The sequence below is a fragment of the Clostridium hydrogenum genome (assembly GCF_021432385.1).
GTDB lineage: Bacteria > Bacillota > Clostridia > Clostridiales > Clostridiaceae > Clostridium_S > Clostridium_S hydrogenum.
Window position 1 is genome coordinate 2,732,999 of record NZ_JAEACT010000002.1, and the last position, 23,859, is coordinate 2,756,857.

Here is a 23,859-nt window from a genome sequence, read left to right on the forward strand (position 1 = left end):
TAATAATTAAACGTGGATGTCGCACAAAATGATGTTAGTGAATAGCATCTTAAAATCTTAAATAAAATTAATAAAACTAAGCGGCAAATTTTTTAAAGCTTAAGAGCTTTAGATAACTCGCAAGAAGATGCTCGGACAATCTAAATCTCTAAATCTTTAAAAAATTTTCCACTAAGTTTTATGCAATTTTATTTAAAATATTTTTTCAATGCTATTCCCTAACATCATTTTTTTCTACACCTACCAAAGGCTATTTGATTAATCCATTACATCTTTGTTTTACAATGTTTAAATAAGTTGATCAATTAATATACTAATTATAACCTCAAAATATATTATTACTTAAATAATAAAAGTTTTTCAACTATACCAAAATTCCGTAGGCACACTAATATTCTTGATTAATTTATGTCTTTGAAATGGAGCACTAGAAATTAATAATATAGGTTCAAGAATCTTAATGGGCTTACGCCCAAGCCTGAAATACAGTTCTTAATCCACAATCTGTTCTTCTGTTACACAGGCATCCATCTTGCCTTCCATACCCCAGGTTCCCTCTACCTTTGTTATATGATTAATGTTACCAACTGCCGCTCCAGGAACTCTGAAATCATGGTTGTCTAATGGTACCACTGGCGTTTCAATTGGTGTTTCAAGCTGTGGAACATAACTATATGGATAACGGTATGCTCGATAAATAAAAGGCATTTCTGACCTAAATGGCGCAATATACTCCCATACGATTTCTTTTTCCGGAGTCACTTCTAGCATTCTGCAACTACAACCTTCATCAATCAGTGTATTTCCATTTGGCAATCTTTGTGCAGATGATATCAGCTGAGAATAGAACTGGCTCTTTGCTGTAATATCCATCATACCTCCAAATACCGAACCATCAAACTGCCATACCACCTTAAGGGTTTCTGGATCTAATTCGATAACTCTGGAATGATCACGAAGATCTGTCTTTGTACCATCTTTCGATGTTCTGGAAGGTGCACCATATCCTGCCCATCCACCATTATCAAATATTAAAATATTTCCCGCCCCTGGAAGACCCTTCGGAATCATGTGCACATGATGCTGTCCTATTATCTGTCCTATTGCACGAAGTTGCTTTGTTTCAGTGAAATCCGGGCCAATTTTCCATACAAGTTTTCCAGTTTTTTTCGAAATAATAGCTAAAATATTGCTCTCTCTTGAATCCCATATAATGTTATCAGGATGAAAACGTTCATCACCTGCATCATACCATTTGTTCGGACCAAGCACTGACATACTGTTAATATGCAGCCAGTCGCTTTGACCTCCGCCATTTTCATGGACATTTGGATTTCTATATAAAACGTTCTTGGCAGTCTCTGAGAAACCATATTCATTAAAATGATCACTAGCACTCCATTTCCATACAATGTTTCCTTCCCAATCAACTTCAATGATACAGTCATCAAGTAATCTTTTATCAGAAATACGCTTATTATATTTATCCTCATGGCAGAGAATTAGCGTATTCCCTCTATCTACACTTGCCTCCATACCTGGCACAAAATATCCTACCGGATTTCCTTCTCTCTGAAAATCATGGTGTTGACGAGCCATCCAATATGTTTTGTCTCCATCATGAAGTTCCTCCAACCTATTGAATGTCCATTCAATCTTTCCATCCCAGTTAACCTGTGTCAGATCAGACATATCCTGATATCCATACTGATTTTCACGTCTTCCCAATGAACCAAACACTCTCCCGCCCGGCAGAAGTTTACTTGGAAATCCCTGAAGTGCAACCCATGTCTTTACCACATTACCATTCATATCAATTAATACTGTACCAACCCCATTCACTGACATCAATGTGTAACCATTCCATGCTTTATCTGGATTATATCTTGTTACACCCATTGGATATACACTTGTTCCCATAATTTATTCAATCTCCTTTTTCTACATATTTATTTTTTAGCACTTAATATCGCGTTAATTAGCACCTAATATCGCATTAATTTTATCTGTGTAATCATCTTCTTGCTGCTTCCCGCCAACCTTGTATATACATTCACCATTATCAAAAAACAAAACTTGTGGCACACCCTTCAATGCGAATTTGTTGAACAGATCTTTCTGTTCTTCAACATCCACATTATAGAATCCAAATTCTTTATCTTTATAATCTTCTTCGATTTCTTCAAGCATTGGATGAACTTCTTGACATACATGACAGGACTTTCTTGAAAATAATACCAAGCATTTTTCACCTTCGTCATTAATTTTTTCATCAAATTCATTTGAGTTAATTCTCTCCATGTTTCATTTTCCCCTTTATCTATTCACTACTTTTCCATGTTCTACTTTTATAATCACAGATGGCTGAGCCTTTGTCAGTTCGACAGCATAGAATGATGCAATACTTTTCTTTCGTGATATATCAATTTCTATAAACTTGCTTGATTGCTCTGTCGTTTCTCTTTCTGTACGCATAGAATTCATTCTATCAAGGCTTCCTTCTATCTCAGGGCTCCAAAACCCTAGAAATACTGGTATATCACTCTCCATAACATCATGTCTAAAATCCTTTTGCTCTTCAATGTAACGCTCAGCTGCACTTGCTGCAATTGCTCCGTCACTTACTGCTGTTACTACTTGTCTTAAATACTTGGCACGAACATCCCCTACCGCATATACTCCTGAGATATCCGTTTCCATCATTTCATTTGTATGAATCCAGCCTCTGTCATCTAGATTAATCTGATCTTTCAGAAAATCTGTTACAGGCACCATGCCAACAAAGAAAAAGATGCCATTGCAGTAAAAATCGTATGCTTCCTTGGTTTTTTCATTATTAATACGTACTGATGTTACCTCATTTCCATCTCCCTTGATTTCAGTAACGACACTGTTCCAAATAAAATTCATTTTAGGATGAGCAAATGCCTTTTGGGCAGCTTGTTTGTTGCAATCCAAGATTCCCTCATCATGCAAAACAACAACAGTAACTTTAGAGGCATACTTGGCAATAAACATTCCTTCCTCAATACCCTGATCCCCTGATCCCACAACGACTACCTCTTGGTCCTGAAAAAATTCAGCATCGCAGGTCGCACAATAACTAACACCCATACCTGTATATTCCTTTTCACCTGGAATATCTAAGATTCTTGCTGATGTACCACTCGCTATAATAACAGCAGGAGCATGATACTCACCTTTTTTTGAAATAACAATTTTGTCATTTCCCTTTAAATTAACTAATTTCACATTCTGTCTACGGATTTCAACACCAAATTTTTGGGCATGTGCTTCCATCTTCTCAGATAATCCCGGACCAGTTATATTGCTAATTCCGGGATAGTTGACAATCTCACGGGTTGTATGTGCTCTTCCACCTACTTCACTTTTCTCCAGAACCAGCGTTTTAAGCTTTGCGCGTCCGCCGTAAATTGCAGCTGCAAGCCCTGCTGGACCACTTCCAATAATAATCAGATCGTAATCTTCACGCATTGATTTTTACCTCCTTATTGCAAATTTTCTTTATAATAATCGTAAACCCTGTTATAATAATAGAGTCAATAGGAGAAATGAAAATGAATAAATATTTTACAATAAGTGAATTTGCAGATTTACGTGGCATTAACATTAATTCCCTGCGCTATTATGAGAAAATAGGAGTTTTAAAACCTGCTTATATCGACAGTCAGACCAATTACCGCTATTACTCCACAGAACAACTTCTTATTCTAAATCAGATAATTCTCTGCATCACTATTGGTATTCCGCTCAAAGAATTAAAACATTATATAGGCAACGATGGAAAATTAAATTCAAAGGAACTGCTACAACAGGGGCAGATCATGGCTCTCCTTAAAATGAAAGAAATTCAGAACAACCTGAATATGATTTCACATATGTTAGAGAGCATCGAAAAAAATAAGACCTTTGAAAATATGCAAGGCAAATATGTCAGACAGATAAAGGAACGCAGAATTATTACTTCTGATTTCATTTCTGAGGAATTGGATGACAAGGAAATCGTACGACGGATCGCAGTTCTCTATAAATATGCTTTAAAAAATGATTTAGTACCAATGCTTCCAGCAGGAAAAATCATCAAAATTACAACGGACGGAAAAATAAGTCTTCGGTTATTTCTGGAGATTCTAAATACAGATGTTCAGAATGATAACATTACCATTATTCCTCAAGGGGATTATGACTGTTTACAGACCATACTAAGGGATAGGGAAATCTTGAGATTTGTACAAGAGCAAAACATGCATGGAAAAACTATTATTGTTGATAATATCAAACTTCCCAAATATAGCTTTGATACAAAACCCAGCGAATTACAGATTTTTTGCACAAAATGATTTAATCAACAAATCGGCCAAGAGATACGCAATCCCCTGACCGATTCGTTAATATTTCCCCAGAAGATGAATTTTATGATTACTGATACTATGGAAATATTTTAAAAATTAAAACTTTTAATATTATCTGAGCTTAAACCACTTATTGGACTGTTGCCTTGTACAAGCCATTTCTTTGAGGCTTCGTCATAATATAATGTATATTCCCAATTATAGTTTGCTGGCTTTAGTGCATTATTTGTATCGGTTTTATTGTAATAAACTTCATTCATATACTCTGAATCATCAATGTTTGCATAATATTTGCTATCTTCTTTATATATTTTTATACTATTTAAATCAAAATTTGTTTTAGTCAACTTACCGTTGTAAAGCTGATTTGAAGCCTGCATGTTGCTTATATTTGATGTAAGCTTATTATTTTCATCAGGAGAACAGTCAACAAGTTTACTAGAATCAAGACTATTCATAGCAAGCATCCAAGCTTTATTATAATCATTTATGGTATTCATGAGAGCTGATTCTATTTTATCATCAGTTAGCTTTATCTTTAAATTAATAGGATTAGTATCAACTATTTTTTCCTTTTCACTTTTTGCAGTTCCCCAAGGAAAAGTAACTTCAGCATATATAGAAATTGATCCATCTGTCGATACTGGACCAAAATCATCTATGTCATTGACCTTCAAGCCTGTATTTTTTCCATTTGCATAAAGATAGGCATCATCATTGTCACAAGATACGTTTATAAATTTCTCATCGACATTTAAATCAGCATTTACTATATTACTATCAAATACGTCTAAATCTAAATTCTTACTTAGCGTAGTATACTTTTCTTTGCATATACCTTTAAGCTCATAAGCTCCAGGCATAAGCGGACCTATTTGTTTAGTAAAGCTTTTATTATCAATTTTATAAAGCTTTTTTCCATTCATAAAAATTTCCTCATCTAAGCAATTTGAATTTATATTTATAAAATACGGACTTACTTCAAAAACATAATTATCAAAAAACAAAAATTTTTTACCTTCTTTTTTTACTGTTATTACATCATTAGCATTATCTGTTTCATTATTTAATGAATTTGTTAAGGATTTTAAATACGATGGATGCTTTTTTATAAGCTTAATAAAATTCTCAACATTTGAAGTATTAATAATTAGTCTAGGATCTGATGATTTCATTATTTTCTCAAGCTTAGAAGTGTTGTTATTGGCTAAGGCTTCAGTAAATTCTGATATTTGCCTATTCTTACTTGTATATGACTGACCAATTTTTATCAGTATTATAGAGAAAATTAATACAATACATATTAATACAATTAGTATTTTATGCTTACGAGAAAACTTTTTACTTTTTAAATATGTATAAAACCTATTAGATATTGAAGGTGAATAGAAATTTTCTTTTTCATAAGAATAATTTTCTTTATTTTCAACCTTTGTAGAAGCAATTACTACTTTAGTTCCACAATTTTTGCAAAACTTTTTACCTTCATCTATTTCCGCTCCACAATTTCTGCAATATTTCATATGATTAAATTCCTTTCCTAAATATTTATAATTCTATATTCTACATAAATTTTGGTTTTCCTCTACAAAATTTAAAAAATGTAGTAAAATGTAAAGATAATTCCTTTCAAATATTGATAATATATTACTATTTTAGTATAATCAAGCTATTAATTGTAAAGGGGGCATTTAAAATGTCAAATTGTTCAAATTGTGGAGCAGAATACAATGAAAATGACACTTTTTGTGGAGAATGCGGGGCACCTATTAATAGTAGTTCCAATAAAAGTAGCTTAGACTACAAAACTTTTGTGGCTCTTAGTGAAGGAGAGGTTAAGGTTAAAACGTACCATTGTACAACCTTAAAGAAACCTCAAGGTGAAGGTTTTGTTACAGTTACTAATAAGAGAGTTATTTTTCATGCTTTTGGAAAATCTGGTGGGGGCAGCAGCAAATTAGTTAGTGAAGTGCCTATAGAAACAATAAGCGGAGTTCGTACATACTTTGGAACAGGAATAAATATAATGGAACTTGTTTTAGGAATATTGTTTAGTTTAATTAGTCTATTCTTTATGTTTAATAAAACCTGGGGTGTATTTTCAGAATTTGGCTCTAAAATTTCAATAATACCTTTAGCTATATTTTTAACCTTAGCTATAGTATTTCTTCTTAAGTTTAGAAAGGTAAGCTATGAACTTTCAGTCTATTCAACAGGTGCAAATGGTTCGCCAATAAATTTTGGAGATGGAAGCTTTGGAAATAAACTTACTGGGCAAGGTGCCGCTGCAACTATATCAGCATTTCCATCAGAAGATACTGTAGAACTTATGAGAGAAATTGGAGCTATAATACTTGATTTTAAATCAATGGGAGATCATGCAATTGAAAAATGGGCCCCAGATATAACAATAAAAAGTAGTCAGGATAAAATTGAAAAAGAGAAAAGCAGTACTTCTTGTGAAAAAAGTGATGAGGAGTTTTTTAAATGATATTCAGTGAAGTTGTAGAAGGACAAGAGTTAAAACATATAGAACCCGGAACTATAATACGGAAAGGCAAGGCTGCACGTGGAATTCGTGGACAAAATAATACTGGCATAGTCCTTGATGACGAGTTACTAAGTAAGCATATTCTAGCACTAGGCTCCATAGGAAGTGGAAAGTCAAATCTAATGTATCACATAGTAAATTCAATAATAGGAAGTGTTACTGAAAATGATATTATTGTTTTTTTTGATGCAAAAGGCGATTATTTATCTGAATTTTATAGAAAAGATGATTTAGTTATAGGTAATAAAAATAGGCTTCATAGTAAATATAATGTAGCCTTATGGAATATTTATAAGGATATTATTATGTCACCAGAGGAAGAACAATTAGATACTATAAGAGAAATTACATCATCTCTGTTTAAAAAATATATAGATTCCTCACAAAATCCAACCTTTATAATGGGAGCAAGGGATATACTGACGGCATTAATCACCTGCCACTTGAGAGAAATGAAAGACAAGAATGTGACATGGAATAATAAAAAATTAAAAGATTTATTAAATAAATCCGTGGCAAAAGACTTGCGGGAAAATATATCTAAATATGATGATTTACTTTGGGCAACTTCGTATATAATGAATGATAAGAGTCCAACTACACAAAGTTATTTATCACCTCTTTTCATGGTTGCTCAAGAGGTTTTTACTGGTTCTTTTGCAGATGAAGGCAATTTTTCTATAAGAGAAGCTATTCAAAATAAAGGTGGTAAATCTATTTTCTTAGAGTACGATATAGCAAACGGTAATGTGCTCCAAGCAATATATACTGTATTGATTGATTTAGCTATGAAGGAGGCTCTTGGACAAAATAAAACTAAAGGAAATGTATTTTTTATTTTGGATGAGTTCCCCTTGATTCCCAAATTAAATTATATGGACAATGCACTTAACTTTGGAAGATCTTTAGGAGTAAAGGTTATAGCAGGAATTCAAAATATAGGTCAAGTTGAAAATACATATTCTAAACCACTGGCTCAAAGCTTACTAAGCGGTTTTGGAACATTTTTCTGCTTTAAACTGTTTGATGAAAATAGTAGAAAAATAATTTCTGAAAGACATGGCAAAAATAGAAGAAAAGTTGGTGTTATGTCATCAAATTATTTCAAAGGAGTAAATGATTCTTTAATGATTATGAATGCAATAGAGGATTGGGATATTGTAAAATTAAATGTAGGGCAATGCATTGTGTCCCTATTAAATGAGGAACCCTTCTTTTTTCAGCCGTTACTTTATAAATAAAGATAAAACACCTTGAAACTTGAAATTTATTTGTACCAAAATGCCATCTTCTGAGCATTATAGTGCACATGAATTTCAGTAGTTGAAGCGGTTTATCTATAAATGAAAGGATTTAGATTTATGCGAATAGATAAGAAAACGGGAGATATAATATTTGACGATAATATAGTTTTAAAGGCAGGAATGACCATAGATGAAATAAAAAATTCTAGTGTAAAGGAACTTTTAAGAGAAAAAAGTTTAAAAGAAATAGATAGCAAACTTCATTTGTTATTTAAACCAATTTGTACAGATAATTACTTAATATATATAGATGCTAATACGATTTCAAGTAAAGTTTATAAAATAATAATTAGGCTTGATGAAGTGGCGGATATTTACAATACAGGAATGAGTAAAGAAGAGTTTTGTAAAATAAAAGAATTATACAGAGACTTTCTAAAAAAAACTTTTCAGGTAGAGGAATTTAAAAATGAATTGCAATTCAAGTGGGGTCGTGTAGAAATTTACGGTAATATTAATATTCCAGTGCTGGAAGTTAAGTTGAAATATGACTGTTAATAATGTATATACCTATGACCCAATTGAATATAATAAGCTAAATCAAGCACAAAAAGGTTATCCTGGGATTGATAAAGTTGAAAATTATACATTAAAAAAAGGCACAATATTAGTTGCATTAGAAGGTCCTAAAGCTGGAGCAGGTGGAAATTACTTTATGACATTAGAGGATTTTAAAAATGGCAATTTAGATTCAATAAATTTGTGTCAAGGTTTACAAGTTAATCCATATTATGATTATCAAAATGAAAATAGCCAGCCTCAGTATAAGACTAATGCAAGATTTTATGTCATTAATGAAGATATATTATCTGCAGAAGGTGTTATAAATGCTAATACTAATTATGGTAAAGGCGGATTGCAGCAAATAGTAGTACCTAATGGCAGTGAAATGATAAAAGAAACATACAGAAATAATAAGCATAGTTTAAATGATACTATAATACCAATAGATTTAAATAAGTTTGAAAATGATGAAAGACTTTCAGAAAATACAAAGGAAGGATTAAATAGCGTTAAGAATAAATTTTCTGATAATTTAAGTGATGATGGAAGCATAGAGCTTAATAATAAGGTTATATCTGAACAAGCATATGACTTAATCCAAATGAGAACTGAAATTCATGAACTAACTGTTACAAATAATTGTTTAATCAAAGAATATACTGATGAACTACAAAAGAAAGATAAAGATAGTAATTATATTGGTAAAATAAAAGATAGTATTAATCATAATAACAAAGATTTACAATTTGATAAGCAAAATTTACTAAAGGTAAGAGAAACATTTAATAGAGACCAATCCTTATTAGATGGTTTTACTGTTGAACAAAAAGAGCATATGTTAAGCGCAGATACCTGCTGTCCAAAAGAAACACTAGAAAAATCAGAATATCTAAAAGCAAAAGCCTCTGATCTTGAGAAAAATTTAAGTTATGATGAAAAAAGATTGTTAAACATTGAGGATGATGCGTCTAATGATAAATTAAATAATTTTAAAGAGAACACTAAATTAGAGGGAAGCATAAAAGAAGATTATGAAAATTATACAAGCCTTGATCCAGAAGATATAGTAAATAGGGATCTTATATATACGCCTATTGAAAGGGATAAGAATGAAGATACTGATGGAAGAAGGACAGCTTTAGGTGAAAAGGACCAGCTGTATGAGGAAAATTCAAATAAGAATGATAACACAAGCTTAGAACTAAGTAACGATAATACAATGGATTCAAAAAAAATTTCGAGTCAAATGCAAGAACAAAATATAGATGAGAATGAAGTGATAAATTCAGAAGAGGCTTTGGAAAAAGTGCAAAACCAAAATTATTTGACTAATGAAGAAACAGAAAATAGCAAGGTTCTAGAAGAAAACTTAGTTAATGATAGTAAGGTAGATATTGAAAATGATGAAATTAAAATAATGGATGAAGCAGCGGCTAGTGAATCTTCTGAAGAAGATAGTGTCATAAAAGTTCCAAACGAAAATTTAGAACAAAATCAAAATTGTGAAGATGAAAACTTTGGGACAAGCAAAACGGCAGATTACCATAGTGACATGTCAATAGTAGAAAGTATACAAGCAGAAAAAGATCAGCAAGCTGAAATTGCTAGAGAAGCAGAAAAAGTAGATATAGAACATAATGAAGAAACAAATAATAGTGAATTAAATGCTAACGATTATAATAATGATATGTTAAGTTTCGATGATAATTTAGAAAAATTGGACAATGAAAATTGTGATGAAGCGACAATTGGAAGCTCAGTTAATTGTAATAGTACAGCATCTATCAAGGAATCAGACGAAAATTTAGATGAAGACGAAGATGAATTTTATGATTATTGATTTATTTAGTCAAAATATTAATAATAAAAATACTTAGAAAGGAGTTAGATTTATGCGAATAGATAAGAAAACGGGAGATATAATATTTGACGGTAATATAGTTTTAAAGGCAGGAATGACCATAGATGAAATAAAAAATTCTAGGGTAAAGGAACTTTTAAGAGAAAGAAATTTAGAAGAAATAGATAGTGAAACGTATTTTCTGTTTAAGCCAATACATACAGATGGTTATTTGGTGTATATTGATATTAATGTGCTTTCAAACAAAGTATTTAAAGTTACAATGCAACTTGATGAAGCATCAGATATTTATAATACAGGAGTGAGTAAAGAAGAATTTCTTAAATTAGATGAGTTATATAGAGAATTTCTTAAAAAACTTTGCAGGTAGCAGAATTAAAAAATGAATTGCAATTCAAGTGGGGTCGTGTAGAAATTTACGGTAATATTAATATTCCAGTGCTGGAAGTTAAGTTGAAATATGACTGTTAATAATGTATATACCTATGACCCAATTGAATATAATAAGCTAAATCAAGCACAAAAAGGTTATCCTAGCATTGATAAAGTTGAAAATTATACATTAAACGTTAGAAGGTCCTAAAGCTGGAGCTGTTGGAAATTACTTTATGACATTAGATGAGTTTAAATTCAATAAACTTATGTCAGGGGTTACAGGTTGCTCCTTATTATAATAAGCGAAATGAAAACAGCTAGTTTTCTATTTATACCAATTTGGATTTAACAACTTCAGAGTAATATTTTGCCTCAATTGGTGGTAAAAATACAGTTGCTATTTATGTTTAAAGCAACTATTTAAATTTTCTACATCAAATTCTTTATTACTATATATTTGAAATTAAAGCTTTTAATCTCACCTGATCTAAAAACCTATCATCCTCTATATTTACATTTTTTTCGCATAATAATTTGAAAATAAAATAAGTAATATAAACTCCGCAACTATTAACGAAACACAAATAATCAAAAATATTTTATTTACCTTCATATATGCTAATATCAATATTAAAATAAAAATTATATAATTCATAATTTTTAGTGTCGTATGACTTGCTTTTTCCCTAATTTTTGTATTACGTTCATCATTTACCTCAATTTCTTTTAATCGTTTAATTTTTTCATCTTCTACTTTTGATACTATAAAAGATTCAAGTAATTTTCCAATTCCCAATACCAACATTGCAGAACCAAAACCACTAAACAAACCATTTACCATTTTTAATTTATCTGATGTTAATACTAGACTCGATAAGACTAACAATACTATCCCTACTATTGATAAAATTACAAATAAAAATCTTTTTTGTTTCATTTCAATTCTTCCCCCTCATAAATAAAAATTTCTTCAATTGACATATTGAAATACCTAGCTATTTTAAATGCTAATAATATTGATGGATTATATCTGCCATTTTCAAGAGAACCTATTGTTTGCCGTGAAACTTCTAAAGCAGAAGCTAGTTCTTCTTGCTTAATACCTCGTTGCTTTCGTATTTCTTCTAACCTATTTTTCAAAAATTATCACTCCTAATCTTATGGAAAGTTTGCTTTACATAAATATTATCATTGCAACTACTTTATGTCAAGTAAACTTTCCATAATACAAAAAAAACAGCACTAATACTATCCTTATTAATGCTCTTTTTGTGATACTTCTTATTAAATTTTATTGTTTTAGCCATAAAATATTAACACACACCGTTTCAATGAATTTTTATAATTTTCTTGTGTCTTTTACATTTTTAATTTCTTTTTCAAAGCATACTGCTTCTTCTCTACCAGCATATTTCCCATAATTAGCTATACGGTGATATCCTCTTCTCTCATAAAAAGCTACTGCCCTTTTATTTATTAGTCGAGTTTCAAGACATAATTTAGAATATCCTAACCTTTTAGCTTGTCTCTCTAAATAAGCTAAAATCGCAGTTCCAACACCTTTAGCTTTACTTTTAGCATACATCCTTTTAACTTCAGCTATATGTTCATCAATTGGACGTATTGCCCCACAACCAATAGGCTCTCCTTCATCACTATATGCTACTGCAAATACAGCACGAACATCAGAAATATCCTGAGTATTAAAGGAACCTTTTCCACTGTTACCTGTTATTTTCATTAAAGTTTCTGATAATTCCTCTATCATTTCAAAAGCATCTTGCGAGTTTGGATCTTTTTCTACTATCTTCATATTCATATCTCCTCTTCATTTAAAATACTTAATCATACCATAGGGACTGTTGCACAAAAATTTTTTATACACAAATTTTAAATATTGCGAACCAAAAGACAGAGTACAAAGTACAGTGAAGGATGATTTAAATAAAATTTTATAAATCTTAGGTAAAAAGCTTTAAAAGACTTAGATGTTTCAATTGTCTGAGTGTCTTTTCAGCGAGTTATTGAAACTTCTTAGCCTTTTAAAGTTTTTTGCCTTAGATTTATTAATTTTATTTAATATCCTGCAATACACTTACTTCGCATTAAATCCACTATCAATTATCTGCTTCTCAGTTATGTTTTCATCAAGATGCATACAGTAAACCCTATTTCTAAGTTCCTGTGGGACTATTTCGCAAAGCTTTTTAATAGATAAATGAGGATTACCAGCATAATCTAATCCACAGGTATCATGATAAATTCTTTTAATTTCTCCACTTTTAAGCTTATCAATTATTTCCATGCTTAAATTATTTGAATCACCACTGTAGTAAAAGGCACTTCCATTTAAATTCATTATAAAACCATAGGTTGGTATTGTATCTGTGTGTGTAACAGGCAAAAATTTTATATTTATTTTTCCCAAATTAGAATCATTTATTTCTGCAAATGCTGAACTATTAAATTCATACTGCTCACTACTTACACCTACATTAGTTAAAAAACTTTCCATTACCTGCTTTTCTGGAAAAAATATCTTTACCTTATGTTTTAAAATATAATATGAATAAAATATCAAATCTCCAAGACTTCCAACATGATCTGGATGAGTATGAGTAATTGCAATATACAAATTTTCTACTCCATCCAATAGATTAAGCTCCCTCAATCTACTAAAAACAGTTCCGCCGCAGTCTATTAGAATTAAGCTATTTTCTTTTTTTATAAAAGCGCTATTATCGCCAAGCTTTGTATTAAAAGCACTTCCTGTACCTATAAAATTAATTATTTCTTCCTTCATACGCCTTTAACTCCTTTTTAATTATGAAACCAGCAGCTTTATACAAATTCATTGCTCGTGTGTTTCCCTTTCTTATGGTTAATTCTATCTTATCTATATTATGGCAGCGTATCAAAAACTTAATTCCACATGCGAGAAGCTTTTTTCCAAAACCTTTATTTCTTTCTGAAGCTTTTACCCCTAAAAAATTTATGCTTCCTTCTTTAAATTCAGTATTAGCTTCAACATAAATATATCCTTTTAAATCATTTGCTTCTTGCATAATAAAGACCTTGTTATTATCACTCATTTTTTCAATTATTTGCTTACCTGTATAATATGAATTTTTAAATGTGTATTCATGAAATTTTATAAAATCCTCATAAAAATCGTTACTTAATTCCTTGCATCCGTCTTCATAAGCATTAAGCTTCAAACTTGTTTTATTAAGTTCCATTATAAAATAACAATCGATATTTTTTGTATTGAGCTTTTCTGCAAACTCTATACAATTTACATTTTGAGCTGCATAAAAAAATGTAAATTTCGTTTTCTTTGGAATTCTTTTTACAAGCTCTTTCCACATTTCCATTGCACAATACTGCCAGTTCTCATATTCTACAAATGGTCCCCAAACTTCAGCACTTTTATTTTCATCATCATAATCAAGTCCAACTACTCCAACAATTTTATCCTCTTCATAAGCTAAAATAAATGGGTTTTCATGAGAAGCTTCTTCAAGTTCATCGATTAAATCTTCACATATTTCTTCGTAGGTATCGCTGCAATACCCAACATTACTTTCTTCATATTTATTTTTACTTTCTATAAACTTTGCTGTAAGCTTAATATCTTTTTTACACAATTGTTTTATAATCACAAGCCTTACCCCTTTCATTTAATAAGTAAAGCTTCAATTTCATAATACATATTCCACAGTTCACACGGCTGATTAGCTAAAATAGCGCTTGTTGTATCAATCTCAGGATAATATCCAAACATTGCTTGAACTCCTACATTTTCCCCCTCCTTAGATATACGATATACTCTTTTATTTTTATCTAATCTAAAAAAGAAGGCATAGCCTGTCATGAGAGTTTTATCTGGAAGTTCCTTTTGAAGTACATGTGGTTTTAATATTTCTTCTGTGGATTTTTTTGATAATAATTTTCCATCCTTCAACGCCCTAAAAAATATATCTAAATCTCCTACAGTTGAATACGCTCCTCCATCAGGTGAACCTATTGGTGGATATGAAAATATATTCTTTCTCCAAGATATAATATTTCCTTCTTTATCTTCTACTGGATTGTATCCTTCTGCTGTATTTTCATTTACATCATCCATAGCACAAAATTTTGTGTGCTGCATATTTACTGCTTTAAAAATATTTTTATCTACATACTCCCTATAACTCATACCTGTAACGCTCTCAATAGCCAATCCCAAAAGTACAAAGGCACAATTATTGTAACGAACTCCTGTTCCAGGTTCAAAAACTGGTTCCTTGTATGCAAACTGTGGAATAAAATCTATAGTATTACGCACTGAATAGGTTGGCTTATTTTTAAAAATTGCCTCATAACTTTCACCTGCTTCTTCATCTGCATCATCTGCAATTCCAGAACTATAAGTTAATAAATGAAATATCTTTACCTTATCTCCTATCCTTGTTCCCTTTAAATCCACATATTTAGTTATGCTAGCTTGAAGGTTTATTTTTCCTTGGTCTACAAGCTGCATTATTGCTACCGCTGTAAAAGTTTTTGTTATTGATGCTATATCAAATTTTGTATCTATATTATTAGCAATTTTAAAACCTCTATGTGCATAACCAAAAGCACCAGAATAAATTAATTCTTCTCCCCTTTTTACTAAAGCTGTTCCCGAAAAATTTTTAGTTTTAGCATATTTATTAGTTATTTGTTCTATTTCTTTATTTAATTTCATATATGTCACCTCATTTTAAACATCTTAAAGCCTTTTTAAGAAAAAATGTTCAGAAAAACCATCTTCTTTACTTTCATAGCTTCCAACCTCTTCAAACCCTATTGCCTTATAAAAATCTCTCCCCTGCCAATTATATGTATCCAAACGAATTATATTAGCTTGAAGTCCCCTTGCTCTTCTTTCAACTTCTTCAATTAGCCTTTTTCCTACGCCTTGTCTTCTATATTCTTCATCAACATATACAGTTTCCACATAAAGTATTTTAAAATCAGTCATGCATCCATAAGCTCCAGCAATTAATTTATCACCATCTTTAATTCCAATAGAAACTTCACCATTTAGTTTATATGTTACATGCTCCCTATCATAAGTATCTAGTTTTTCTTCCAGAACTTCAACGTCCTTATCAGTTAATTCCTTAATTAAAAATTTTCCTGCCATACTGTTTTCTCCCCCCTATTTTAATTAACAAACTTTCATCCATATTCATTTATAATTTTACGCCAAAATCATGGTAATTTATAGGTAAAACTTTTTTCTGCACTATTTTCTACATTAAAGATGCCATCACACTAAAAAATATTGCTAAGTAAGAGCATTTTGGTATAGTGCATAAACAATAATTATTACTGAAACCATTAAAATTACTCTGTTAATTTGCTAGAAACTAATTATATATTGTGAAACAAAACTGCAGTGGATTAATCAAATAACCTTTGGTAGGTGTAGGAAAAAAATGATGTTAGGGAATAGTGGCGAAAAAATTTCTAAAATAAAATTGTATAAAACTTAGTGGAAAATTTTTTAAAGTTTTAGAACTTTAGATTGTCTGAGCTAATCTTTGCGAGTTATCGAAAGTTCTTAAGCTTTAAAAAATTTGCCGCTTAGTTTTATTAATTTTATTTAGGATTTTGAGCCGCTATTCACTAACATAATTTTTCTACGCCTACCAAAGGTTATTTGATTTTGCACTACACTTTGTTTCGAAATATTTAAGTCTTACATATAAATAACTGCATCTTAATTTAAGTTTGGATCTATTTTATTTTTCCTTGCCTTATAGTGATTTAATCTATGAGTTGCTGGGCCCTCTAATATTTCTCCATCATAAGTAAACCTAGAACCATGGCAAGGACAATCCCAGGATTTTTCAGCATTATTCCACTTCAGCTGGCAGCCCACATGGGTACAAGTTGTATTTACAATATGTAATTCACCTTCGTCATCTCTGTAGGCTCCATATTTTTTGCCTTCCAGTTTAACTATTTTTCCCTCCCCTTTTTCAATATTTATTTCAGCTTCACCGGACATTAATTTCCCCATAACAAGTTCTTTTGCCACATCAAAATTTTCAGTAAATAATTTTGAATACGCTTCTTTCGTAAACTTTCTAGATGGATTAAATACATCCCTCCAGGGATTGTCTATACTCAAAATCCTATCTACAAGTATCCTAGCTGCTGCCGTTCCATTTGTCATGCCCCATTTTCTAAAGCCTGTTGCTACATATAAATTTTCCTTTGAATCAGTTATGTTGCCTATATACGGAACATTGTCTATTGCTATGTAGTCTTGCAGCGACCATCTATAAGGAATATCCCTAACCGTAAATATATCTGATGCAAACTTCTCTAAATTATCATAATGCTCCTTTAAATTATCGCCATGAGCCACTTTATGATTTTCTCCGCCAATTAGTACAAGTTCCCTTCCCCCATCCCTTTGGGCCCTCAAAGAACGCGTAGGATCTTCTGCATTTATTAGCATAAGCTTTGGAAACTTTTCTTCAATATCTGCAGCAATTGCATAGGATCTTTCTGGTTTAAGCCTTGTTAGGTAAAGTCCCATTCCATCATAGCATGGGAAATGAGAACAAATAATAACTTTCTTTGCAGTTACCCTTTTACCATTGGCTATAACTAGTACAATTGGATTTCCATGCTGAACTTCATATACTTCTGTATTTTCATATATTTGATTTCCACTTTCAATTATTTTTTCTGCTAAAGGCATTAAATATTTTCTAGGATGAAATTGAGCTTGATTTTCAAAAATAAGTGCAGATTTTATGGGTATGTCAATGGGCAGCCTATCTATACATTTTGATTTTATTCCAACTCTTTCCGCTGCCTTTAACTCCTTTTCAATATCCCTAGCATAATTATCATCATTTGTATATATACCTGCTGGCAATCTCTCAAAATCACAATTAATGTTTAATTCCTTTATTGTATTTTCAATAAAATCTATAGAGCTTTCATTTGCTTCAGCATACTCCTTTGCACATTCTATTCCCATGGAACTTATTAGTTTATCATAAGTTAATCCATGCTGTGATGTAATTTTTGCAGTAGTAAAACCCGTAGCTCCTTGAAGTATTCTACTTGCTTCTAGTATTGCAACTTTTATTCCCTGTCCCCTTAAAAGATAACCTGCTGTTATACCAACAATGCCACCACCTACAATTGCAACATCTACTTTTATATCTTCCTTTAAAGAAGGATAATTCGTACTTTTTGTTGATGCTATCCAATAAGATTTTAAATATTTATCAGTTGAATTCTCCATAAAAATTCTCCTCTTCAAATAAATTTACTTATTATTCTAGCATTTGATATTTACATTAAATTATTCAGTTTGCATACTGCAATTCATACAATTTTTTATATATAGATGGTTTTCCCATAAGATATTCATGCTTTCCTTCTTCAATTACCCTTCCATTTTCCATAACATATATCATATCTGCATTTTTTATTGTGTTCAATCTATGTGCTATCACAATTAAAGTTTTATCTTTGCAGGATTTATCAAGAGCACTTACTATCAAAGCTTCTGTTTCTGAATCCAATGCTGAGGTTGGCTCATCTAAAAGCATTATAGGGGCATCCTTAAGAATTGCTCTTGCTAAAGCTATACGCTGTTTTTGCCCTCCAGATAAATTACCTCCATTTTCACCTATTAAAGTGTCGTATCCATTTGGAAGTTCCATTATAAAATCATGGGCATTAGCCTTTATTGCTGCATTTATTATTTCTTCCTTTGAAGCCTTTTCTTTTCCATAGCCTATGTTTTCTCCAATAGTTGCATTGAACAAATATGGCTTTTGAGCAACATATGCAATTTTTTCTCTAATAAAACTTAAATTTACTTTTGATAAGTCACTGTTGTTCATATAAATATTACCCTTATCTACCTTATAAAAGCCTAGCAAAAGTTTTATTATAGTACTCTTACCACATCCACTGGAGCCAACAACCGCAGTCATTTTCCCTTTTGTGGCTACTAAATCAACTCCCTTTAATATAGAATTATCTTCATACCCAAAATATAGACTTTTTAGCTTTATATCAAAATTTTCTTCTTTATTTTCTACTTCTGCGATTTTTAAATCTTCCTCCTCTAATTTCATAAATTCTTTAATTCTTTTTAAGGATGAAGCTGATTTTTTAATGTCTTTCATAAAGCTTCCAATACTTTCAAATACATAATTTGCATTTCCCATAAGCTGCACTACTGCTGCGGCGGTTCCAATAATAATATATCCTTTATATACCATGTAAAGGGCAGCACCTAAAACCCCTATATATTGAAAACTTGATAAAAATACATTAGCTGCCTCAAATAAAGCATCGAATTTTGTAAGCTTCATTGAAACATCATAACCCTTGTCACTTTCTTTTTTATAATAACCATATACTTTTCTTTCCGCTAAAAACATTTTTGTGATTGCAGTACTATTTATTAAATCTATTATTCTTTCCGTAATTCTTCCAAGCATCTCCTGCATATCATCATTTAATATACTAATTTTAAGCGACAAAACTTTATTTACAATTATTGTTATAAATCCAAATACAATTATAATTAATCCCAATTGCCACTGCATGTAAAATATAATTGCAAGAGCTGTAAAACTGTGTATTACCGCAAAAAATAGCATCCTTATTTGGCTTACATATGCAGCTTCAATATTATTGATGTCATTGGTTAAGATTGAAATAAACCTTCCACTATGTTCCCTATCAAGCTCTTTTATTTTAATTTTTTCTAATTTATTAAAAGTTGAATTTCTTATTTCATACATAGTTTTTCTAATACATAGACGCCTAACATATGAGGCAATAGGACATATTATAGTTCCTATTGCAAAGGATGCAATTGCAAGTATAACTGCTTCTTTAATTAATCCCATTTTGCCATATATTATGCCATTAAATATATCCTGGGTAATAAAAGCAATTATTATATTAAAGCAAAATGAAGTTACTAAATTTTCTACCGTCATTGAAAAAATGTACAGCTTTTTTCTCTTTCCCATAAGTGATAAAATTCTACTTAATTCACCATTAATCATACTGTAAAACCTGCCTTATATAGTTCTTCATAAACTCCTCCATTTTTTATTAATTTTTCATGAGTTCCAGTTTCTACAATTCCTTCTTTGTTAAAAACAATTATATTGGAAGCATTTTTTATAGTTGATAACTTGTGTGCTACAACTATTACAGCTTTGTGCTTTGTTACGCTTTCTAAGGTTTGAGTAAGTGCTGCCTCTGCTTTCGCATCTAGTGCTGCTGTTGGTTCATCCAAAAGTATTATAGGTGCATCTTTTATTATCATCCTAGCTAAAGCTATTCTCTGGCACTGACCTCCAGAAAGTCCACCTCCACCTTCTCCAAGTATAGTGTCATACCCATTTGGCAATTTTTCTATAAATTCATGGGCATTGGCAAGCTTAGCAGCATTTATTATTTCTTCCAAAGAAGCATTTTCTTTTCCCATAGCTATGTTCTCTGAAATTGTAACAGGATAGAGATAACTTTCTTGTGACATATAAGTTATAAGCTTTCTCACACTTTTAATATTTACATTTTCAATAGCCTTTCCAAATATCTTTATCTTTCCGCCACTTAAATTGTAAAATCCGCATATAAGCTTTAATATTGTACTTTTCCCAATCCCACTACTTCCAACTAAAGCTGTATAACTTACCTTAGGCACTTCAAATGAAATATTTTCAAAAACATTATTTTCTCCATCATATGAAAATGCCGCCTCTTTAAATTCAATTGCAGTACTATTAACATCAATCTTTATATCACTTTCATTATTTTCTTCAGCCTCTAAATCCATAATTTCAAATATCCTCTTTAAAGCCGGAACAGACTGTCTCATATTATCTACAAAGTTTAAAATATTTTCTATTGGTCCAAGTACATAAACAACAAGAGTAGAAAATACAAAAAGACTTCCAATTGACATTTCCTTGTGAATAGCAAGATATCCTCCATAAGTTACGTATATTAGCTGAGGTGCCAGCCTAACTATTAAAAAAATTGGTGTTAGCCATGAAGATATTTTGTCTATTTTAAGTCTTTTAATTTTTATATTATTTGAAACCTGTTCATATTTTTTCATAAACAATATTTCAAGTTTAAAAGCTTTTAAAATATATATTCCATTGATAACCTCTTGAAGTATATCATTTATATTTGAAGCATTTTCCATCAATTTTTTTGAGTGGCTTTGCACTGGTTTATTGATTTTATTATAAATTACAGTTGAAACAGGCATTAAAATAAAAGTAACTAAGAAAAGTTTAGGACTAACATAAATCATATATGCTGAAGCCAAAAGCATTAACACAGCATTTGATACAAACTGTAAAATTCCATTTAAAAATTGAACTAATATTTGTAAATCATTATTTATTCTTGAAACTAAATCACCATTAGAGTACCTTTCCAAGATATGAAGTGGCAACTCTTGCAGATGTGAAACTAATTTGTTTTGGACATCATAATTAAAGGATTTACAAAACTTTTCTGAAAGGTATTTTGAAAAATAAGCTGTAAACATGCCTATTACTGTTAAAATTATTGAAAAACATAAATATTTTACAAAAATATCACTTTTCTTACTAACTGCATTATCCATAACCTTTTGAAGCCCATATTGAATTCCAATCTTTACGACTGCATCTAAAATTAAAATTACAGCACATACAAGCATAATTAAATAATAAGGTTTTAAACTTAAAACAAGTCCTTTTAGATTACCTTTTTTCATTTTCATCATTTCCTTCTATAACAAAATACATAGTATCTGTAAGCTTCTTTGGAATACTTATTAAATCATTAACCTTTAAATATTCCAAAGCGTATTCATTCAAAATATCAAAAAATATACACGCATCTGCCTCTATTTCTTTTTTATTCATATCTTTATAATAATTGCTTAATTCAACTGCTACCTTATTAAAAAAACTTTTAACTATGCTAGTATTTAATTTATCTGCCAATTTTTTAATTTCACTTTCAAAGCTTTCATATTGCTCCTTAGTAAAAACTGTTACATTAGATTTTAAAATCCCCTCTTGAATTTTGATTATATTGCAGTTTAAAAGCTCAGCTGCAGTTTCTTCCTCATCTTTACTTAAACCTTCTACACTGCTTTTCTCTCTTATAACTTTGGCAAACAATTTTATTTCACTTGAAGAAAGCATATTTTTAGTTACACTTTCCTCCCCATATACACTTTGTAATAATCCAGCTTTCGTATATCTAATTGATATCCATTTATTTCTATCTTTTTGAAATAGCTCTCCGCCTTCAAAGCCCATAATACGCCAGGTATTTCCATGAGGCCTCATAGGCATTTCTCTGTTGATTTTTTCATCATCAAAATAACTTGCGAGTAGTCTCGGAACAATAATCCAAACTATTTCTTTAAAGCTTTTTTTAGCATCAATACTTTTTAATTTGCTATGGAAATCCTCTTTTTGTAATAGCCCCATTATATTTTCACATAAAAGTTCAGCGGCTTCTTTTAATAATGGCTTTATAAACTTTTGACTTTCTTCTGTTACTATAATGAAGTTAGTTTTATATCTATTATTACTTAATTTTTTTAAAAGTTCTTCTTCTTCAAGTGTTTCAATATCCTCTTCTAAATACACTCGTGGGACACCTAGTTCAAGACTTATATCCTCTATGGTTACTGCTGCTTTTGATGCGTAAATAAGTATATTTTGTCTAAGTAAGCTTTTTGCCTTAGCCTTTACATAAAAAGAGGAATATGGAGATGTAAAATTTCCTTTTGTAACTAGATTAAGCTTTCCTGGTGAATAAGTTCTTTCTGTATAATTTTTCATTTCCTCAATTCTCTCCTTTAACATTCTTTTAGCTTCATGAAGTCTCCATTTTACTGTTGCCACTGACATGTCCATTTCTTTTGCTATTTCACTGCATTTTTTTTCATGCACATAATAACTAACAACAACTTCTCTATAGCTTTTAGATAGCAGTCCTATTTCCCTTCGCAAACAATTGTATTCTTCATTTTTTATAATCTTTTCATCTATATTAACTTCTAATTTTAATTTTTCTGTTCCAATTCCCTCTATATAGGTAATTGAATTTTTATTTTTTCTTCCTAGCCACTTATAATATCTATATTTTGCCACAGTCCATAGCCACGCCTCCAAAGCTTCTTTACCTTCATAATATTTAATTTTCACATATGATCTACAGACTTCTAAAAGTATATCCTGTGTTAAATCCTCAGCTTCATTGCTGTTTTCTGTACGCTTAACTGCAAAGCCAAAAACTTTTTCTAAATTCTTATTTATAAGTGTATCTATCATCTGTTTATTAATTACAATTTGATTTTCCATGGAAAAGTCACCTCATATATATAAAATACCAAAAAACAAAAAAAGGATAGGTCTTTTTCAAAAAAACTTTAACCTATCCAAAAAATTATTTACTTTTTATCATATATAATTTTTTTAATGCTGTGAACAGATAGAAAAAACTCTTCCGCTAATTTATCTATAGTGCTGCCACTCTTATATTTTTGCTTTATAGTTTCATTTCTTATCTTCATATATTGTCTATTTCCAGAATTCTCTCCCCACTTTTTTCTTTTTTTAAGCTCAGCAGGAATATACATATATTCGCCTTGAATATATTTTTGAATTTCCTTAAGTAATGTATCTGGTAAGACATTTTCAGCTTTAACATATTTCACAAAACTCAACTCCTAATTTATATTTCAAATTAGAAGTGCAAAGTCTGCATATATGCTCTACTAAAGATATACCCTGTGAAACTTCAAAATTAATTTGTACCAAAATGCTATCTTCAAAGCATTAT

23 protein-coding genes are annotated in these 23,859 nt (G+C 30.6%); 7 read left to right on the forward strand and 16 right to left on the reverse strand.

What is annotated here, in order from left to right; all coding sequences use genetic code 11:
• Window positions 1-492 precede the first annotated feature (492 nt).
• From CUEA01_RS12545 to trxB, 3 genes are read right to left on the reverse strand one after another with little or no spacing between them, the layout of a single operon-like run.
• Entirely contained in the window at window positions 493-1,920 is a 1,428-nt protein-coding gene (locus CUEA01_RS12545) for an aryl-sulfate sulfotransferase (protein WP_234121949.1), read from the reverse strand.
• Window positions 1,921-1,974: 54 nt separating this feature from the next.
• A complete protein-coding gene (locus CUEA01_RS12550; RefSeq protein ID WP_234121950.1) occupies window positions 1,975-2,301 on the reverse strand; it encodes a thioredoxin family protein in 327 nt (108 codons plus the stop codon).
• 15 nt (window positions 2,302-2,316) lie between these two features.
• The gene (trxB, locus tag CUEA01_RS12555) at window positions 2,317-3,495 is read right to left on the reverse strand and encodes a thioredoxin-disulfide reductase (RefSeq protein WP_234121951.1); all 1,179 of its coding nucleotides are present in this window, start codon (window positions 3,493-3,495) and stop codon (window positions 2,317-2,319) included.
• An 83-nt stretch (window positions 3,496-3,578) separates the two neighbouring features.
• On the opposite strand from trxB, the gene CUEA01_RS25345 reads away from it, so the two are divergent.
• The gene (locus CUEA01_RS25345; protein ID WP_234121952.1) at window positions 3,579-4,361 is read left to right on the forward strand and encodes a MerR family transcriptional regulator; all 783 of its coding nucleotides are present in this window, start codon (window positions 3,579-3,581) and stop codon (window positions 4,359-4,361) included.
• Between the two features lie 101 nt (window positions 4,362-4,462).
• On the opposite strand, the gene CUEA01_RS12565 is transcribed toward CUEA01_RS25345, so the two are convergent.
• Window positions 4,463-5,896, reverse strand: coding sequence for a zinc ribbon domain-containing protein (locus tag CUEA01_RS12565; protein ID WP_234121953.1), 1,434 nt, complete (start codon window positions 5,894-5,896; stop codon window positions 4,463-4,465).
• A 173-nt stretch (window positions 5,897-6,069) separates the two neighbouring features.
• Between CUEA01_RS12565 and CUEA01_RS12570 the strand changes: the two genes are divergently transcribed.
• The 6 genes from CUEA01_RS12570 (at window position 6,070) to CUEA01_RS24940 (ending at window position 11,176) form a co-directional block, all read left to right on the forward strand.
• Window positions 6,070-6,864 carry a zinc ribbon domain-containing protein gene (locus CUEA01_RS12570; RefSeq protein WP_234121954.1) on the forward strand — a complete coding sequence of 265 codons (795 nt, stop codon included), beginning with the start codon at window positions 6,070-6,072 and terminating at the stop codon, window positions 6,862-6,864.
• On the forward strand, window positions 6,861-8,165 hold the full coding sequence (locus CUEA01_RS12575) for a type IV secretory system conjugative DNA transfer family protein (RefSeq protein ID WP_234121955.1): 1,305 nt from the start codon (window positions 6,861-6,863) through the stop codon (window positions 8,163-8,165). Before CUEA01_RS12570 ends, CUEA01_RS12575 begins: the two co-directional genes overlap by 4 nt.
• A 102-nt stretch (window positions 8,166-8,267) precedes the next feature.
• Window positions 8,268-8,726: a hypothetical protein gene (locus tag CUEA01_RS12580; RefSeq protein WP_234121956.1), complete on the forward strand. Its 459-nt coding sequence runs from the start codon at window positions 8,268-8,270 to the stop codon at window positions 8,724-8,726.
• Entirely contained in the window at window positions 8,716-10,572 is a 1,857-nt protein-coding gene (locus tag CUEA01_RS12585) for a hypothetical protein (RefSeq protein ID WP_234121957.1), read from the forward strand. The genes CUEA01_RS12580 and CUEA01_RS12585 overlap by 11 nt, the downstream gene beginning before the upstream one ends.
• A 52-nt stretch (window positions 10,573-10,624) precedes the next feature.
• Window positions 10,625-10,963, forward strand: coding sequence for a hypothetical protein (locus tag CUEA01_RS12590; protein WP_234121958.1), 339 nt, complete (start codon window positions 10,625-10,627; stop codon window positions 10,961-10,963).
• A gap of 90 nt (window positions 10,964-11,053) precedes the next feature.
• The gene (locus CUEA01_RS24940) at window positions 11,054-11,176 is read left to right on the forward strand and encodes a hypothetical protein (protein WP_268906162.1); all 123 of its coding nucleotides are present in this window, start codon (window positions 11,054-11,056) and stop codon (window positions 11,174-11,176) included.
• A gap of 303 nt (window positions 11,177-11,479) precedes the next feature.
• Here CUEA01_RS24940 and CUEA01_RS12595 read toward each other — a convergent pair whose 3' ends face one another.
• From CUEA01_RS12595 to CUEA01_RS12650, 12 genes are all read right to left on the reverse strand, one after another.
• A complete protein-coding gene (locus CUEA01_RS12595; protein WP_234121959.1) occupies window positions 11,480-11,905 on the reverse strand; it encodes a DUF2178 domain-containing protein in 426 nt (141 codons plus the stop codon).
• On the reverse strand, window positions 11,902-12,108 hold the full coding sequence (locus tag CUEA01_RS12600) for a helix-turn-helix transcriptional regulator (protein ID WP_234121960.1): 207 nt from the start codon (window positions 12,106-12,108) through the stop codon (window positions 11,902-11,904). The genes CUEA01_RS12595 and CUEA01_RS12600 overlap by 4 nt, the downstream gene beginning before the upstream one ends.
• 199 nt (window positions 12,109-12,307) lie before the next feature.
• Complete coding sequence (locus tag CUEA01_RS12605; protein WP_234121961.1) at window positions 12,308-12,781, reverse strand: GNAT family N-acetyltransferase; 474 nt, start codon at window positions 12,779-12,781, stop codon at window positions 12,308-12,310.
• A 282-nt stretch (window positions 12,782-13,063) separates the two neighbouring features.
• On the reverse strand, window positions 13,064-13,771 hold the full coding sequence (locus CUEA01_RS12610; protein ID WP_234121962.1) for an MBL fold metallo-hydrolase: 708 nt from the start codon (window positions 13,769-13,771) through the stop codon (window positions 13,064-13,066).
• Window positions 13,752-14,630 (reverse strand): GNAT family N-acetyltransferase, encoded by an 879-nt coding sequence (locus CUEA01_RS25155; protein ID WP_234121963.1) that lies wholly within the window; start codon window positions 14,628-14,630, stop codon window positions 13,752-13,754. Before CUEA01_RS25155 ends, CUEA01_RS12610 begins: the two co-directional genes overlap by 20 nt.
• A gap of 14 nt (window positions 14,631-14,644) precedes the next feature.
• Window positions 14,645-15,700 carry a serine hydrolase domain-containing protein gene (locus CUEA01_RS12620; RefSeq protein WP_234121964.1) on the reverse strand — a complete coding sequence of 352 codons (1,056 nt, stop codon included), beginning with the start codon at window positions 15,698-15,700 and terminating at the stop codon, window positions 14,645-14,647.
• A gap of 24 nt (window positions 15,701-15,724) precedes the next feature.
• Window positions 15,725-16,141 (reverse strand): GNAT family N-acetyltransferase, encoded by a 417-nt coding sequence (locus CUEA01_RS12625; RefSeq protein ID WP_234121965.1) that lies wholly within the window; start codon window positions 16,139-16,141, stop codon window positions 15,725-15,727.
• 579 nt (window positions 16,142-16,720) lie between these two features.
• Window positions 16,721-18,268: an FAD-dependent oxidoreductase gene (locus tag CUEA01_RS12630; RefSeq protein ID WP_234121966.1), complete on the reverse strand. Its 1,548-nt coding sequence runs from the start codon at window positions 18,266-18,268 to the stop codon at window positions 16,721-16,723.
• Between the two features lie 64 nt (window positions 18,269-18,332).
• A complete protein-coding gene (locus CUEA01_RS12635) occupies window positions 18,333-20,057 on the reverse strand; it encodes an ABC transporter ATP-binding protein (RefSeq protein WP_234121967.1) in 1,725 nt (574 codons plus the stop codon).
• On the reverse strand, window positions 20,054-21,772 hold the full coding sequence (locus CUEA01_RS12640; RefSeq protein WP_234121968.1) for an ABC transporter ATP-binding protein: 1,719 nt from the start codon (window positions 21,770-21,772) through the stop codon (window positions 20,054-20,056). Before CUEA01_RS12640 ends, CUEA01_RS12635 begins: the two co-directional genes overlap by 4 nt.
• Window positions 21,759-23,378 carry an RNA polymerase sigma factor gene (locus CUEA01_RS12645; RefSeq protein ID WP_234121969.1) on the reverse strand — a complete coding sequence of 540 codons (1,620 nt, stop codon included), beginning with the start codon at window positions 23,376-23,378 and terminating at the stop codon, window positions 21,759-21,761. The genes CUEA01_RS12640 and CUEA01_RS12645 overlap by 14 nt, the downstream gene beginning before the upstream one ends.
• An 89-nt stretch (window positions 23,379-23,467) precedes the next feature.
• Window positions 23,468-23,734 (reverse strand): CD3324 family protein, encoded by a 267-nt coding sequence (locus tag CUEA01_RS12650; RefSeq protein WP_234121970.1) that lies wholly within the window; start codon window positions 23,732-23,734, stop codon window positions 23,468-23,470.
• Window positions 23,735-23,859 lie beyond the last annotated feature (125 nt).